The following is a 17,013-nucleotide window of genomic DNA, read 5'->3' as shown; positions in this document are numbered from 1 at the left end:
CAACACCCAATCAGGTGCACAATAGAAAAGGCCAGCTACGGGAGCTGGCCTAAAAACTGTCAACCTATATTAGGACGAGACATCTCTCGGTATTATGCGAAAGAATCACGCAGTGCAACCGTACGATTGAACACCAGATGATCAGCACTGGAATCCTTGCAGTCAGCACAGAAATAGCCTTCCCGCTCAAACTGATAAGCTTTCTCAGCAACAGCATCTACCAAACCTGCTTCCACAAAACCATGACGCACAACCAGTGAATCTGGGTTTAATGCTTCGTCCAAGGTATCAGCGCCAGCCGGATTCGCAGTACTGAACAAACGATCATACAAGCGGAACTCAGCAGGCAGCGCTGTAGCTTTATCCACCCAGTGAATGACGCCCTTAACCTTACGACCGTCGGCAGGATTAGTCCCTTTAGTATCAGCATCATAGCTACAATATACTGTGGTGACATTACCCTGTTCATCTTTATCACAACGTTCAGCTTTTACAATGTATGCGTTACGCAGACGAACTTCCTTACCCAATACCAGACGTTTGTATTGCTTATTGGCTTCCTCGCGGAAATCTTCGGCATCAATATACAGTTCAGCGCTGAAAGGTAACTCACGTTCACCCAGCTCTGGTTTATTTGGATGGACCGGAGAACTGATAATTTCAGTCTGACCTTGCGGGTAATTTTCAATCACCATCCGAATAGGGTTGATCACTGCCATTGCACGTGGAGCATTTTCGTTCAGCTCTTCACGAATACACGCCTCGAGCATACCGATTTCCACCAGGTTATCTTGTTTGGTAATACCAATACGCTCACAGAATTCCCGGATAGACGATGGGGTAAAACCGCGACGTCGCAAACCGGCAATCGTCGGCATCCGCGGATCATCCCAACCGTTAACTAATTTACGCGTTACCAGCTCATTCAGCTTGCGTTTAGACATCACGGTATACTCAAGATTTAACCGTGAAAACTCATACTGACGGGTACGACCTTCATAGTTAAAATCGTCCAGGTGATCCAACACCCAGTCATACAGACGACGGTTATCCTGGAACTCCAGCGTACATAAACTATGCGTAATATGTTCCAACGCATCAGAGATACAATGGGTAAAGTCGTACATTGGATAGATGCACCACTTATCCCCAGTCTGATGGTGATGAGCAAACTTGATGCGATACAGGACCGGATCGCGCATGCACATGAATGGCGATGCCATATCAATTTTGGCACGCAGACTACACTCACCTTCCTTGTAATCACCCGCACGCATTTTCTCAAATAACGCCAAGTTTTCTTCAATTGAGGTGTCGCGGTAGGGACTATTTTTACCCGGCTCCTTAAGCGTACCGCGATATTCGCGCATCTGTTCGCCATTCAGGAAACAGACATACGCTAAGCCTTTTTTGATCAGCTCTACAGCATAACCATGTAGCGCATCAAAATAATCGGATGAATAATGAATATTGCCACTCCACTGGAAGCCGAGCCAGCGCACGTCCTCCTTGATAGAATTGACGTAATCAATATTCTCCTTTTCCGGATTGGTATCATCAAAACGCAGATTACATTGTCCCTGGTAGTCGCGGGCAATACCGAAGTTCAGGCAAATAGATTTTGCATGACCGATATGGAGGAAACCGTTAGGCTCCGGCGGAAACCGGGTATGCACACTGGTGTGCTTGCCACTGGCTAAATCCTCATCAATGATATTGCGAATGAAGTTACTCGGACGTACTTCAGTGTCCAGCTGACTCATGTAATTCCTCTTTGCGAACCTTGCAATCTTTATAAAACGGGCATGATCCTACAGATCATGCCCGCTGACAATGCTTCTAGGATAAAAACTGTAACAACGCCCGTCAACGTTCCTTCAAAAAGAAAAAAGCAGCAAATAGCGCTGCTTTTTCAATCTAATGTCCGGAAATTACTCAGTAATAATTTTTATTCCGGGAATGATTTGCTGAGTCCGTTTGGCTTTACGTTTCAACCACAGATAAAAACTGACCAACGCCGCAGCGAAAAATGCGATCCAGGAACATGATTGCACCGGATGCTGAGGAATGGTTGCAGCTTGGTACACCACGGTTGAAGTGCCATAAGCTAAAGCCAGCGTCCAGCTTGCGGCAAAACTGGCCCAACGCGGTCCAAACTCATTCACTAAGGCTCCCATTGCGGCGACACAAGGTGTGTAAAGCAGGATAAACAACAGGTAAGTAAAGGCAGATAGCTGACCACTAAATCCTGTCTGTAATGCACTAAATGTGGTTTGTTCTACCCCCTGCTCTGCTGCTGCCTCATCGACATTATCAACATGGCCAACGGACAAAGACAGCGGATCACCAAGATTAATCCCTAATAAATTTTGCGGAATGGTGCTCAGTGCCTGTTTAAAGCTATCACTCAGAGGGGTTAATTCACCTTGAGTCTGGGACTGGCTGCTATACAGATTGTTGAGTGTACCGACTACCGCCTCTTTGGCGAAGATGCCCGTAACAATCCCAACGGTTGCCTGCCAGTTATCCGACTGTAATCCCATAGGGGCAAACACCGGCGTGATCTTCTGGCTTGCCACACTTAGTAAAGACTCTTTACTGTCCTGGTGACCAAAGGTGCCATCGGTACTGATAGAGTTAATAAAGTTCAGTACAGTTACGACTAACACGATGGTTTTACCAGCACCCAAAATAAAACTTTTAGTTCGCTTGCCGGTACGGCCTAAGACCATCCGCGGTTTAGGTAATTCATACGTTGGCAGCTCCATCACTACCGCAGTACTGTTGCCCGGTAACAAGGTTTTGCGCAACATCAAACCAGTGCCGATAGCGGCAAAGATCCCGATGACGTAAAGCATAAATACCAAATTCTGTCCGGATTCTGGGAAGAAAGCCGCAGCAAACAATGCATATACAGGTAACCGCGCACCACAGGACATAAACGGGGCCATCATACCTGTGACGATACGCTCACGTTCACTCCCTAAGGTCCGAGTCGCCATGATTGCAGGAACAGAACACCCGAAACCTACAATCATCGGCACAAAGGCTTTACCGGGAAGACCGATACGGCGCATCAGACCATCAACGACAAATGCAGCCCTTGCCATGTAGCCAGAACCTTCCAGTACTGACAATGCCAGGAATAACGCTGCAATTACCGGAATAAAGGTACAAACGGTTTGGATACCTTGACCGACACCACCAGCAAGAATAGTAATCAGCCACTCAGGGGCATGTGCACTCTGTAGCCAGGCACCGAGATGGTCAACAAACAACGCACCGGCAGAGATATCAAAAAAGTCGATAAAAGCACTGCCGATATTGATGGCGAACATGAAGGTGAGGTACATAACCAGCAGAAAGATGGGAACACCCCATATTGGATGCAGCACTATCTGGTCAAGCCGATCGCTAAACGTTGGTTTGTCTTCCGCATGAATTGCTGCTTGATAAAGGGCTTCAACAAAATCGAACCGAGTTGCCGCCGCATGGATCTCAATATCTTTACCATCTCGAGCAAAGGATTCTGCGCATTGTTCAACTTCTTGATTATTAGCGCCATGTTGACAGGCATTACACCCTTTTGCGTTAGCGAGCTTTGCCAATGCACGGCCACGGCTAAGGTTGGGCTCAGCTTCACGTAATGCGGCAACACTGGCTTCAATTTCAGGGCCGTAATCCAATAATAAAGGTGCAGATGACACATGGCCTTCAAAAAACTGCACCACCAGCGCTTTCACTTTTTCGACATCTTTAGCATCGCGAGAGGTCACACCAATCACAGGACAGCCAAGTTTTTTACTCATGGCTGCTGCATCAATGTTGATCCCACGCTTGGTGGCAGCATCGATTTTGTTCAGCACTACAACCATAGGGATACCCAGTTCCCTAAGTTGAACCGTTAAATACAGATGGCGCTCAATATTGGTGGCATCGACCATATTGATAATGCCATCCATTTTCTGAGTGGCGAGAAACTGCTGGGCAATCTGTTCGTCCAAAGAACAGTCGCAGTCGCTTTCTGATGGCAGAATATCGTATATGCCCGGCAGATCTGTCAGGAATACATCAACGCCATGTAGCGTGAAACGGCCGGTTTTTTTCTCAACCGTCACCCCTGCCCAGTTACCAACCTGTTGGTTAGCTCCAGTCAAAGCGTTAAACAGCGTTGACTTACCAGCATTAGGGTTCCCAACAGTGACACAATGAAACTGCTTAATCATCTGCCCTCTCCACTTCAACTATCTGTGCCAGCTCTTGGCGCACACACAATTTACTGCCACGGATTTCGAGTTCAAGACCCGACCCCATCGGTGCGCGACGAATAAGTGAGAAATGCGTATTGGGTGTAATCCCCAGAGACAAAAGCTTGCGTTTAACTGCGGATGGCAGTTCCAAACGCCCGATATCAGAAATTTTTGCGCGATCGCCGGGGTTCAATTCACTTAACTTCATAGCCTCTACCACTTAACTGCTAGCTCTGCACTACCGTGAGGCAACTGCAAGAGTCATTATTAACGCTAACTGTAAACGATAATAATTTTCAATTGTGTCTGTATTATGTGTCAAATCTACGCAGGAATAAACGGTCAAATGAAAATAAACTGCTGTTTGTGGCAACTTTGTGTGCTTGGTCAGAAAATTAGGGAACAGGCTAATTTTTGCGTCACAAAAAGGAGATATACATCAAGGTTTATCACTCAGCGCTGCGGCAGGTATTGTAATGCGGTTTTACAGTGCGCGTCGTCTACAACGCAAAAAAATTGTTGCCCAGATCGCTGCCAGATACTACGGCAAGCATTGCAGCGGCTCTGTCTGTAGGTTTGCTCAAAATGAAAAATGATTCATTTTTAAGATGAATTCCCTATTCATCAGTCTTTTAATAACCACTTTGTAAATTTGTCCAGAAACCTTACTAGTCGTTTATAAATAGTCAGATCTCAATCACATAACCTGGCTAAAATAACTGCGAATTGACTTACATTTGGATAGCCTTATGTATGGAAATCTCACTCCACTCACTGTAGCGACAACTCCAAAACTAATGCCCGTTACAGAGAGAACTATAAACCTTGCAGGGATACATAATGATGAAACGGTTTAATTTCAATGCCGCGAGCAAAGCGCTGTTGGGAGCCGGGCTGTTGTCTTTGGTGCTCGCCGGCTGCGGCGGAAGCGATGGCACAGACGGCCAAGACGGAGCCCCCGGTGAACCCGGATTAACTACGCTCAGCATCGACAACGCTACTACGCTAAAAGCCGATTTTACTGATGCTTCTATTTCCAACGGCAGCGTTAGCGTTACCTTCTCTTTAACTAATGCCAATGGTGTGGCGGTTGTCGGTCTTACCAAGGATTATGATCTACGCTTTGGCATCGCCCAATTAACCCACGTAGTTGACACAAATTCTGATGGCTCCACCGGTTTTGATCACGGTTACCAATGGCAGTCGTACATTAACGTCACCAAAGCGCCTTCTAACGTACCGACTGACGTAGACAACCTCAATCCATCCACTCAAACTCAAGCAACTGTTGAGTCTGTATCAAATTGCGACAATTGCCTGGTGGATAATGGTGATGGTACCTATACCTATACCTACCAAAACAATATCGCTAACGTGACAACGCCAGTCTCAGTGACTTATGACGCCGATGATACTCAACGTGTCACACTGGAACTCAAAACTGACACTCTCGCGGTCAATGCGCATTTTGACTGGCAGCCGTCCAGTGGCATGACCTCTGGTATACAGACCCGCAACGTCGTATCGATTGATGCTTGTTATACCTGTCACCAACCAGACAGTCTGAAAGCTCACGGCGGCCGTCGTCTGGATCTGGCAAACTGTGAAGCTTGCCATACGGCAACTTCCGGTGACCCAGAATCAGGCAATAGCATTGACTTCACTTACATGATCCATGCAATTCACCGCGGTTCCGCTCGCGTTACTTACGATGCGGATGGTAATGAAGTTGCTGACCCATACAAGATCGTTGGTTATGGCGGCAGCGTCGAAGATTTTAGTGAAGTTAACTTCCCGCAGACTCCTGCTGCAGATTGTTCCGTCTGTCACGTACAAGGTACTAATGCACCTAGTGATGCGGCACTGTTTACTGAAGAGAAAAGCAATACTGCGTGTATTGCCTGTCACTCAGAAAAACCTTCAGCCCATCACGACAGCACCGACTGTATGTCCTGCCACAATGCTGAATCTCCATATACCGGTACGGGCAGTGCAGTTAAACGTCATGGCGATGTGCTGAAAGCTTACACATTGGCACAAGAGATGAGTGTAAAAGTGTCCAATATCGGCCTTGATGCCAATGGTAAGCTGACCTTCGGTGTACAGGTACTGGATGCGGATGGTAATGCTGTCGATCAGACTTATATCAACCAAAGCAGTCGTATGGTTGTGGGCTGGGACATCGACAAAGACTTCCCAGCATACAGTGAAGCGTCATATAGCAACCGCCGCGCTAGTTTAAGCGCCGGAACATATGATGCCGCTACCAAGACTTACACTGTGACAATGACCAGTATGAATATGCCAGCAGATGCCAGCGGCAAGACTTTTGAAATTTGGTCTACGCTGCAAGCCTGCTTCAACAACGGCGGTTATGGCGTTGATGATATTCAGTTAACTGATTGCAGTGCAGACAACGTTCGTAAAGTTTATATCAAACAGGACCCGTATCGATTTGTTTGGGGCGATAACGGCGAAGATAGCAGCGTCACTGCGGCTACTCGCCGGACCATTATTGATACCACAAAATGCCAAGGCTGCCATGGTGAAGAGATCCACCACTATGACAACGGCGTGAACTGCCAGACTTGCCACACACCTGACAAACCATTGATCAGCAGTAGTACATACGCTGGTGGCAAAATCCCTTCAAGTTTCATGTTTAAAGCCCATGAACGGGATGGCCATTACCTCAAGTACAGCGGCTTAGGTTCAGGGACAGTACTGAAAACCGACTGTGAAACTTGTCATACTAGCACCGGAATTACCTTGGGCCGAGATCCGGATCGCGCTTGGCGTTATGGCGATACTGCCAATAATGGCGCAGAAATCTGGGTATCCTCCGATGCGGGTGTATGTTTGAGTTGCCATCAGCAATACCTGACCGATGCGGCTAAATCTCATATTGAGACCAATGGTGGGATTCTCGATGGCAGCAGCATCAGCGATGTACAGCAACGTGCGGCAGAAACCTGTAAGACTTGTCACACACCATCACAGCTGATGGAAGCTCATGGCAACTAACTAAGTAAGCGATACCACAAAAAATGAAGGAGGCCTAGTGCCTCCTTCATTTTTTGTAAACAATAAGTTAGATAGTGTATCAAGTTATTTAGTAAAAGCTGTAGTACAAGTTTCATTAGTTAACTATCTCTTTCAAAATAGAAAGATCCAAGTCACACATTAACGCCTGTTTAGAAGCATTTATTGATATTCTGCGTTAGCCTTTCCGTGGGAGATACTTTATCCAGCATGGGGTCAACAAGCTGATTACAACACCAATCTACCGGACAAAAACGGCAGGATGTTGACCGAGTGCTTCCATATTGCAGGGAAAAATAATGATGAACGCAAGTAACTCAAAATTCGCACTACTGCTTGCTGCCGGTGCGTTATCCATGACCTTAACGGGTTGTGGCGGCAGCGATGGAGCAGATGGTGCAGCCGGTTCTGACGGTTCGGCTGGTGGCAGCCCCGCCATGACGATCGATGCTTTAAACTTTACCTTTTATGATGAAACTATCACCGATGGTGTTGCCAGTCTTCGTTTCCAGGTAACCAACCAGGATGATCAAGCTGTGGTCGGGCTGCAAAAAATGCGTTTCTATGCATTGCAGCTGTTACCTCAGGGAGCAACTGGTGTCGGTAACGCCACACAATGGCAGTATATTGTCGATGAAACCTGTGACCTTGCTAGCACTTGTCCAGGTACCTTTGTAGACAAGAAAAACGGTGTATATACCTATACCTTCTCCACTAATTTCGCTGACACCTCTGCTACCAGAACCACTTTTAATGCAGAGCTCGCACAGCGTTTCATGATCCGTGCTTATAACACACCGTTACCTGATGGCACCGCAGTACCTAACTCTAATGCCATTGTTGACTTCACCGTTTCCGGTAACGAGCCCGGTTATTCCCGCAAGATTGTGGCCACGGCTAGCTGTAACAAATGTCACGGAGATGTGAGCACTGCACATCACAGCGGTTCTTATAACGACGTCAACATGTGTGCTAGCTGCCATACACCTAATCGTTTGAGTAACTCTGATGATCAGTTCAGCATGTTGATCCATGCTAAACATTTTACCGTCGATGCTGATGGTGTACCGCAACCGGTATATGAAAGCGAAGCACTTAAAACCTGTAGCACATGTCACAACGATCAGGGGGATTTAACTCCTGATTGGGGTAACTGGTCTAAGGTACCAACCGCTCAGGCCTGTGGTAGCTGCCATAGCGATATCGATTTTGCTACTGGCCAAGGTCACAGCCAGCAGTCTGACAACTCTAACTGTGTGGCTTGTCACAACAGCGAATGGACTGAAGAAGTTCACTCCACAGACTATCAAAACAAAGAAGCAGTGATCGCTAAACGCGGTATGACAGCTACCCTGGTTGCTAATGATGATGACAGCGCCACACTGACCGTTACGTTGATTGATGCTAATGGCAATACTTTGGACGCCAGTTCTGAACTGAGCAAAATTAAGCGCCTGGAAACTATCACCAACGTTGGCCCTGAATTCCCAATTATGGGTTACAACGTTAGCCCCGGTTCAGGTGTGGCCCATGTCACTAAAGACCTGATTACCGACAATACCTTGCAGAGTGATGTCAGTATTGTCGATGGCAAACTGGTTTACACTACACCAGCCTTACCCTTTGGTAGCGGTGATACAGACACAGCATTTACTTTCATCGGTCTGGAAATGTGTACTAGCGGTGCAGATCTAATTGCTTGTACCAGTGACAGTGATACTACCAGTATGAAAGCACAGCTGGCCTTTGGGACTAAGTCTGGCGATGCACCAACCTATCGTCATACTGACTCTGTTAGTTTTGCCGCTTGTCAGAAATGTCACGGAGATAGCTTCCAACTGCATAAAGGCCATCACACTGGGTTCGTGCTGAGTGATCAGTTGGGTCGTGAAGTGAATGGTGAAATGACTGTTGGTCTTGACGGTTGTGTTGCCTGCCATACTCCAGATGGCACATACGCCAGTGGTGCCAACAAAGGCGCATTTGAAATGAAACTCCACGTAGTTCACAACGAAGTGGGCGTTATCACTGAGTGTACTCAGTGTCATACTAGCTTCAATCTGGATTCATTTAAAAACAAAGGCGCACTGGCAACTGCTGCTGGTGAATACACCACACCGATCACAGCCGTTTGTACTTCCTGTCACGCACTGGGATCTGATGGTTTGCATTCTCAAGAAACACTTGAAAGTTATGGTGCGGTAGTCAACGGTGATTACACCGCTGCCAACCAAGCCGCGCAGTCAGAAACTTGTTTCTACTGCCACAAACCAACAGCTGCAGACCACACAGTGGTGAATATGTAATTTGCCCGAACCGCAGGGAGGAAACACCTCCCTGCTTTCTCCGAAGTTTGGACAAATCAAGGATGCCAAATGATGAATACAAACCAAAAAATACAAGCAATGCTGAATACTACGTTAGTGGCTGCAGTATTGTCTTTAGGGCTAGCCCATACTGCGCATGCCGCACCGTGGGATAAAAAAATGACTCCTGCGCAGGTAGAAGCTGCCCTCGATAAAAAATTTGAAGAAGGTAAATACTCACCTAAAGGTGCTGATACCTGTTTAATGTGTCACCGCAGAACCGGCAATGTCATGGAAATTTTTAAAGGGGTCCATGGCGCCATAGATTCCAGTAAAAGTCCGATGGCGGGATTACAATGTGAAGCTTGTCATGGTCCTCAAGGTAAACACAAAGGCGCTAATGAGCCGATGATTACCTTTGGTAAAGGGTCAACGCTGTCACCACAGAAGCAGAACTCAGTATGCCTTAGCTGTCATACAGATGATAAACGCATGAACTGGGAAGGCAGTCACCATGACAATGCTGATGTAGCTTGTGCTTCTTGCCACACTATCCATGCGGCTCAAGATCCTGTTCTGTCGAAAGCTACAGAAGTAGAAGTTTGTACCAGCTGCCATACCAAAGAAAAAGCGGATATGAACAAGCGTTCTGCACACCCGCTGAAATGGAATCAGATGACCTGTACCGATTGCCATAATCCTCACGGTACCAGTACCGAAGCGGATTTGGTAAAACCAACGATCAACGAAACCTGCTACAGCTGTCATGCCGAGAAACGTGGTCCAAAATTATGGGAGCATGCCCCTGTCACTGAAAACTGCGACAGTTGCCATAACCCACATGGCTCAGCTAATGAAGCCATGTTAAAAGCTCGGGCACCAATGCTGTGTCAACAATGTCATGCCAGTGACGGCCATACCAGCAATGCCTATCTGGGTAATACCGGATTAGGATCAACTGTGAATGGTAGCGCCTTTACCGGTGGTAGAAGCTGCCTGAACTGCCACAGTCAGGTACATGGTTCTAATAATCCATCCGGCAAATTGCTGCAGCGTTAAGGGAGCAGGAAGATGAAATTTAAATTTAATTTGATCACTATTGCTTTACTGGCCAACGCTAGTGCAGCAATGGCAGCAGATGGTTATGGCATCGCAGATGCCAACACTGCCCATCTCAATACAAAAAACTGGAAGTGCAGTGCCTGTAAGATTGAAACAGGCGCAACTGGAAGCGTTAGTGTCGGAGCCGGATACAATAACGGTGATGATATCCACTCAGCTAACGCGCTGGCCGCAGAAAATAAAATTGTTGGCAAAGTCGACGCAGATGTGACTTATCGTGGAAAAGATGGTTACAAAGCTGAAATTAAAGCCACTAATCTGGGCATGGAGAACGGCCGCGCTGAAGTGAGCTCAGGTAAGATTGGTAAGTACAAGGTTACTGCCAATTACCGTCAGATTGCCACGTACGGTAGCGAAACCGGAATGACACCGTATTCCGGTATTGGCTCAAGTTATCTGTCTCTTCCAGATAGTTGGATAACCGCAGGTTCCAGTGACAGCATGACCGGGTTACAATCAAGCCTGACTACATTCGAACAATCACTTAAGCGTAAACGCTATGGTATTGGCTTGGAGTACCGGGCAGATCAGCTCTGGAGTACATTTGTCAATTACCAGCGTGAAGATAAAACTGGTGTAAAAACGACTTCCGGTACCATCTATAATCAATCCACCATGTTGCCAGAGCCTGTCGACTACAGCACCGACACTGTCGCTGCGGGTGTCAAACTCAACGGTGAGCACTGGTTTACTGAGCTGTCTTATAACGGTTCATTCTTCCGCAATGATAATGAGAGCCTTGGTTTTGATAGCGCCTTCACTACCTTGGATGGGTCAACTTCTGGCTATAAATCACTAGATCCTGACAATGATGCCCACACGGTATCACTGAGTGGTCAGTACCATGGTGGTGGCAGTATGGTTAGTGGCCGGCTGATGATTGGCCGTATGTCACAAGATTCAGACTTTGTAACTTCCGGCTACAGCTACGCCTTACCAGAAAGTAATCTGGATGCAGAAGTCGATATCACCGATATGGATATTCGCGCGGTGCATAAGATCAGTAATGATCTGCGGATATCCGGCAGCTATGACTATTACGACCGTGATAATCAGACCGATGTTTACGAGTGGACCCAGATCAGTGTCAACAACGTTACCGGCAATGCCGTGTACAACACGCCTTACGACTCTACTAAACAGAGAGGTAAGCTGACAGCGGACTATCGCATTATCAGTGGTGTGAAACTGACCGGTGGCTATGATTACGATCGTACCGAACGTAACTACTCAGACCGTGAAATCAATGACGAAAATACAGTGTGGGCCCGCCTCGGGGTCAGTACTTTTGAGCACTGGAATATGTCAGTAAAAGGTAGTTGGGGCAAACGCGATGGTTCTAATTATGATGCCTCGCAATGGACCTCTTCTGAATCCAATGCCCTGTTGCGCAAATACTATCTGGCAAATCGCTATCGTAAGATGGTGGAAGCCCACGTGACTCATACACCACTGGAAAATCTTACCATTGACGTAGGTGGTCGATATGCACTGGATGACTACAGCGATACTGAAATCGGTCTGACACAATCACGTGACATGAATTACGATGCCAATATCAACTACCAGTTGCTTAAAGATCTGAACTTAAACCTGTTCTACAGTTATGAGAATATCAAGAATGAACAGGCTGGTAGTTCTACCTACAGCACACCTAATTGGTTCGCTAACACCGAAGACAAAGTGGATGTAGCGGGTGCGGGAGTATACTACGACAACTTGTTGGAGAAAAAACTGCGCCTGGGACTGGATTACACTTACTCAAAATCTAGCTCTACCACTAAAGTACGTCAGGGTGTAACCGGTGATTATGGTGATTACTATTCCAAGGAACATGATATCAATGCTTATGCTCAATATCAGGCCACAGAAAAAGTAGCACTTCGTCTGGATTACAAAATGATCAAGTATTTGGACAACGACGATGCCAATGATCTGGCCGTCGATAGTATCTGGAACGTACTCAGTTTTGGTGATACCAGCCACGATTACACCGCGCATTTAGTGATGCTAAGTGTCAACTACAAGCTCTGATATAAAAAAACGATTAGAAAGCCCGCATGTCGCGGGCTTTTTTCTTGCCAGAATAATCCATTAGTCTAATTTAAGCTGTTGAATCACAAAGATTCTATATTTCTCTTGCCAGCTGTGAAAACCTAACATAGAATCGCATTACATTTATTTAACATACAGATGTTATACTCGTTAAATAAGCATGAATTCCGGTTGTCAAACCGTCACAATTTTACCTTGTGATACTCAGGCGGAGGGACCCGCCCAATTTTTTACAAGGAATGTGACTCTCGGTGCACACAAGCCTTGCAACTAGCGCCGGTTTACGACAAGGTATGTCGGATTATTTATAACAAGCCCCATACGGTATGAACTCCAGTTCCTTTCTTCTTCGCATACGCATAGTTTTTGCAACCATTTTACTCACCAGTTCCCTGCCCGCTTTTGCTGATCAAACTAATGGCGTACTCGCCAGTGTCTTTGTGATCCTGGGGTTAGGTGGCTTCACCCTTGTGAATTTAGCGTTGCAGTTACTATTTTATTTTAACGGTCAGTACAACAGTCGCCGGTTTGTCATTACCCATACCTCGCTTTCGTTACTGATGCCATTAATTGCCGCTGCGATGGTCTTGGCGGATAACAGTTCTACCGCATATCTCACCCTAAATTTGGGGCTGATTATTATTGCAGCCGCCTTGGCATTATTGCCGCTTCAACTAAAAAACTCTCCCCGCAGAAGCGGTCCGCATGCGGGTTGGATAATGTTAGCTGCCGCCGCAGTACTGTCTTTATTATCCCTGTTAGCCTGGCCGTTATCTGTCATTGCAGCAATTCTCGCTTGGTTTACCGTCAATCGCCAACCCCAGGAAAACCGGTTGTTCAAAAGCTGCCGCTGGTTGTTAATATTACTACCTGCAGGCTGGTGTGTTTATAAGTTGTATTACATTTGGCAACTCTTACTGGGAAGTTAGTCTAGTGCTAATGAAATTTCCGTCAGACAGTCTGTTACAACAGGTAAGAGCCTGTAGTTTATGCCGGGAATTTTTGCCATTACCGCCCAAGCCCATATTACAGGCTGCCACCCCCGCTAAAATCTTGATTGCCGGACAGGCTCCCGGTCGGGTAACTCACGAGCGTGGGCTGCCTTTTGATGATGTCAGTGGGGACAGGCTTCGGCTATGGCTAGGGGTCAGTCGAGAACAGTTTTATGATCCACAACTGTTCGCACTCGTCCCCATGGGATTTTGTTATCCCGGTACTCAGGAAAAACAGGGGCGTCGCCAAGGCGATCTGCCGCCGAGGCCCGAATGTGCCCGCCAATGGCGACAGCAACTATTGAATGCCTTACCTAATATTCAATTGACTTTACTATTGGGAAAATATGCCATGGCGTGGCACTTAGCAGGCACCGAATTTGCCAAAGCCAATCTGGCTCAGGCGGTTGCCGCTTGGGAGTCACTCTGGCCCAAATTATTGGTGCTGCCACACCCCAGTCCACGTAATCGACTGTGGTTAAAGCAACATCCACTCTTTGAACAGACATTGTTGCCCTTATTGCAGCAGCGTATCGCTGAGCTGATAAACGGATAACCATCATGTACTTTCTCGACGCTGCCACCGCCCAACAGATTGTCGATCGCACCATGCGCATTATCGACCACAACATTAATGTCATGAATAGTCAGGGAGTTATTCTCGGTTCCGGCGACAGCAGTCGTATCAATACTATTCATGAAGGGGCGCTGCTAGCCATCAGCCAAAACCGCACTGTAACGATTGATCAAGGCAGTGTTCAGAGTTTGCATGGTGTGAAGCCCGGAATTAATCTGCCGTTGCATTATCATGGGCAGATCATCGGCGTGGTGGGTATTACGGGTGCCCCAGAGCAATTAGCCCAGTATGGCGAATTGCTAAAAATGACGGCTGAAATGATGGTGGAGCAGGCAAACTCCATGGAAGTGGAACAATGGCGGAAGCGACAACGGGAAGAATTCATTCTGCAGTTGATACGCCATGAAGGAACCTATCCAGAAGAGATGCAAACCTGGGCCAAGCAATTGCAGATTGATCTCAGTCTACCGCGAGTCGCCGCAGTTATTGAATTACCGTCACAGGAACAACAGCATACGAGTCTACGAGACATTCAATTGCTCCTGGAATATCCACAGCGTAACAACTTAGTCGCGCTGACAGCGATGGATCAACTGGTCATCCTCAAACCAGCATTTCTTGATGGTTGCAGCTGGGATCCCTCACTCGAAGATATTCGAATTGAAAAACTATTGGCACGCTTACCCACAGATACCAAAGGCCGACTGAAGATTGCATTGGGGCATTATTTTCCGGGTGCAGGCGGTATCGTGAAATCTTACCGCACCGCCTGTGAAACCTTAGCGCTAGGAAAGAAACGCGCGCCAGAGCAGACAAAATACCTGTATCAGGATCATGTGTTATCGGTATTACTGTCAGGACTTGGGGACGATTGGCGCGGTCAGGAACTTGCAGCCCCATTTCAATTGTTGCAAAAACGCGATCGCCGCGGCGTTCTGACCAAAACCCTGCAGGTATATCTGCAACATTTTGGTGATCAGCAACGTTGTGCTGATGCTTTATATATTCACCGCAATACACTGCGTTATCGGCTGGAAAAAATCACCCAAATCACCGGAATTGATCTGAACTCGCTGGATGGCTTACTACAGCTTTATCTTGGTGAAGTGCTGGAACGACTGCGCTCCTAGACTTTTTGTGCAAACCTCCAAAAAATTGTGATATCCAATCGCAATTTCCGTGATCATCCCCAAAGCCATTCCAGCCCTCCCTCCCGCATAATGGCAGAGTCCTTGTACCTATTAGATACGGGATATAAACGCCTATTGATACACCCAAATAACAAAAAATTAAGGGACCATCATGAACCTGGTATTGATATTACTGGGAGTGATCATTTTTATCGTGATCGCCACATCCAAACTTAAGCTTCATCCGTTTCTCACGCTGTTGCTGGCAACGTTTATCGCTGCACTCTGCTTCGGCTTACCGCTCAAGGATATTGCGAAAACCGTCAGTACCGGTTTCGGTGGTATTCTGGGTTATATCGGTCTAGTGATTGTATTGGGGACAATCATCGGAACTATTCTGGAAAAAAGCGGTGCTGCTATCACCATGGCAGACTCAGTAGTTAAATTACTGGGTAACCGTTTCCCCACACTTACCATGTCCATCATTGGTTATATTGTGTCAATTCCGGTGTTCTGCGACTCCGGCTTTGTCATTTTGAACAGTCTGAAACAATCCATGGCTAGTCGTATGAAAGTTTCCAGTGTTGCCATGAGTGTGGCGCTGGCAACAGGTCTGTATGCGACTCATACATTTGTACCACCTACACCGGGTCCTATTGCAGCAGCTGGTAACCTCGGCTTAGAAGATAGCTTAGGCTTAGTGATTGGGGTTGGTCTGGTCGTCGCTATCATTGCTGCGGCAGCCGGCTTATTGTGGGCCAATCGCTTTATGAAGGATGTGCCAGAAGGCGAAGGTGCTGATGAACTAGTACATCAGGCAGAAGAGTTCGAAAAGGTTAAAGCATCATACGGTAAACTGCCGGGCGCAATGGCCTCTTTCGCGCCAATCTTTGTTCCGATTCTGCTGATCTGTATTGGTTCTATCGCTAACTTCCCGTCAAAACCACTCGGCACAGGCAATCTGTTTGCATTACTGCATTTCGCAGGTCAACCGCTGATTGCGTTGATGGTAGGATTATTGTTGTCATTACTGTTACTGAAACCAGAAAAGCGCATGCATGAATTTTCTCAGCGCATTTCTGAAGGCTTAACCAGCGCTGCGCCCATTTTGCTGATCACCGGTGCCGGTGGTGCATTTGGGGCAGTGATCAAGGCCACCCCCATTGGTGATTACCTGGGAACTACCCTGTCTGCACTGGGGATTGGTATCTTTATGCCATTCATCGTTGCAGCAGCACTTAAATCCGCCCAAGGTTCCTCAACTGTAGCGTTAGTAACGACCTCTGCCATGGTAGCACCTATGCTTGAGTCAATAGGTTTAGGTTCTGAAATGGGCCATGTGTTGACCGTAATGGCTATCGGTGCCGGTGCAATGACAGTATCTCATGCAAATGACAGTTTCTTCTGGGTGGTTACCCAGTTCAGCCGCATGAGTGTGTCACAAGCCTATAAAGCTCAAACCATGGCAACGTTAGTTCAAGGTATAGTGACCATTATCTTTGTATGGTTGCTGAGTTTGGTATTGTTGTAATATTCCGT

At 47.0% G+C, this 17,013-nt stretch carries 11 protein-coding genes; 8 read left to right on the top strand and 3 right to left on the bottom strand.

Translation table 11 applies throughout. The annotated features are described in order from the left end of the window. Positions 1 to 92: 92 nt before the first annotated feature. The 3 genes from glnS to PY479_RS08670 form a co-directional block, all read right to left on the bottom strand. Positions 93 to 1,763: a glutamine--tRNA ligase gene (glnS, locus tag PY479_RS08680; RefSeq protein WP_275483504.1), complete on the bottom strand. Its 1,671-nt coding sequence runs from the start codon at positions 1,761 to 1,763 to the stop codon at positions 93 to 95. Positions 1,764 to 1,931: 168 nt separating this feature from the next. After that, a complete protein-coding gene (feoB, locus tag PY479_RS08675) occupies positions 1,932 to 4,226 on the bottom strand; it encodes a Fe(2+) transporter permease subunit FeoB (RefSeq protein ID WP_212596132.1) in 2,295 nt (764 codons plus the stop codon). After that, a complete protein-coding gene (locus PY479_RS08670) occupies positions 4,219 to 4,458 on the bottom strand; it encodes a FeoA family protein (protein ID WP_212596131.1) in 240 nt (79 codons plus the stop codon). Before PY479_RS08670 ends, feoB begins: the two co-directional genes overlap by 8 nt. Before the next feature lie 632 nt (positions 4,459 to 5,090). On the opposite strand from PY479_RS08670, the gene PY479_RS08665 reads away from it, so the two are divergent. From PY479_RS08665 to PY479_RS08630, 8 genes are all read left to right on the top strand, one after another. After that, a complete protein-coding gene (locus tag PY479_RS08665; RefSeq protein WP_275483503.1) occupies positions 5,091 to 7,274 on the top strand; it encodes an OmcA/MtrC family decaheme c-type cytochrome in 2,184 nt (727 codons plus the stop codon). A 317-nt stretch (positions 7,275 to 7,591) separates the two neighbouring features. Further along, a complete protein-coding gene (locus tag PY479_RS08660; protein WP_275483502.1) occupies positions 7,592 to 9,598 on the top strand; it encodes an OmcA/MtrC family decaheme c-type cytochrome in 2,007 nt (668 codons plus the stop codon). Between the two features lie 72 nt (positions 9,599 to 9,670). After that, entirely contained in the window at positions 9,671 to 10,657 is a 987-nt protein-coding gene (locus PY479_RS08655; protein WP_275483508.1) for a DmsE family decaheme c-type cytochrome, read from the top strand. Positions 10,658 to 10,669: 12 nt separating this feature from the next. Next, positions 10,670 to 12,754, top strand: a complete 2,085-nt coding sequence (locus tag PY479_RS08650) for an MtrB/PioB family decaheme-associated outer membrane protein (RefSeq protein WP_212596128.1) — start codon at positions 10,670 to 10,672, stop codon at positions 12,752 to 12,754. A gap of 347 nt (positions 12,755 to 13,101) precedes the next feature. Continuing rightward, on the top strand, positions 13,102 to 13,704 hold the full coding sequence (locus PY479_RS08645) for a hypothetical protein (protein ID WP_212596127.1): 603 nt from the start codon (positions 13,102 to 13,104) through the stop codon (positions 13,702 to 13,704). A 10-nt stretch (positions 13,705 to 13,714) separates the two neighbouring features. Then, positions 13,715 to 14,323: a uracil-DNA glycosylase family protein gene (locus tag PY479_RS08640; protein ID WP_212596126.1), complete on the top strand. Its 609-nt coding sequence runs from the start codon at positions 13,715 to 13,717 to the stop codon at positions 14,321 to 14,323. A 5-nt stretch (positions 14,324 to 14,328) separates the two neighbouring features. After that, positions 14,329 to 15,474, top strand: a complete 1,146-nt coding sequence (locus PY479_RS08635; protein ID WP_275483501.1) for a sugar diacid recognition domain-containing protein — start codon at positions 14,329 to 14,331, stop codon at positions 15,472 to 15,474. Between the two features lie 172 nt (positions 15,475 to 15,646). Next, positions 15,647 to 17,005: a GntP family permease gene (locus tag PY479_RS08630; RefSeq protein WP_275483500.1), complete on the top strand. Its 1,359-nt coding sequence runs from the start codon at positions 15,647 to 15,649 to the stop codon at positions 17,003 to 17,005. Positions 17,006 to 17,013: the final 8 nt, after the last annotated feature.

Source organism: Shewanella sp. A32 (assembly GCF_029167175.1).
Classification (GTDB): domain Bacteria; phylum Pseudomonadota; class Gammaproteobacteria; order Enterobacterales; family Shewanellaceae; genus Shewanella; species Shewanella yunxiaonensis.
This window is presented reverse-complemented; position numbering and strand designations above follow the sequence as displayed.

Coding starts and splice junctions, on each gene's coding strand:
- PY479_RS08670 (WP_212596131.1), bottom strand. CDS start 4,458: ATGAAGTTAAGTGAATTGAACCCCGGCGATCGCGCAAAAATTTCTGAT.
- PY479_RS08655 (WP_275483508.1), top strand. CDS start 9,671: ATGAATACAAACCAAAAAATACAAGCAATGCTGAATACTACGTTAGTG.
- PY479_RS08650 (WP_212596128.1), top strand. CDS start 10,670: ATGAAATTTAAATTTAATTTGATCACTATTGCTTTACTGGCCAACGCT.
- PY479_RS08645 (WP_212596127.1), top strand. CDS start 13,102: ATGAACTCCAGTTCCTTTCTTCTTCGCATACGCATAGTTTTTGCAACC.
- PY479_RS08660 (WP_275483502.1), top strand. CDS start 7,592: ATGATGAACGCAAGTAACTCAAAATTCGCACTACTGCTTGCTGCCGGT.
- PY479_RS08640 (WP_212596126.1), top strand. CDS start 13,715: ATGAAATTTCCGTCAGACAGTCTGTTACAACAGGTAAGAGCCTGTAGT.
- PY479_RS08630 (WP_275483500.1), top strand. CDS start 15,647: ATGAACCTGGTATTGATATTACTGGGAGTGATCATTTTTATCGTGATC.
- PY479_RS08635 (WP_275483501.1), top strand. CDS start 14,329: ATGTACTTTCTCGACGCTGCCACCGCCCAACAGATTGTCGATCGCACC.
- glnS (WP_275483504.1), bottom strand. CDS start 1,763: ATGAGTCAGCTGGACACTGAAGTACGTCCGAGTAACTTCATTCGCAAT.
- PY479_RS08665 (WP_275483503.1), top strand. CDS start 5,091: ATGATGAAACGGTTTAATTTCAATGCCGCGAGCAAAGCGCTGTTGGGA.
- feoB (WP_212596132.1), bottom strand. CDS start 4,226: ATGATTAAGCAGTTTCATTGTGTCACTGTTGGGAACCCTAATGCTGGT.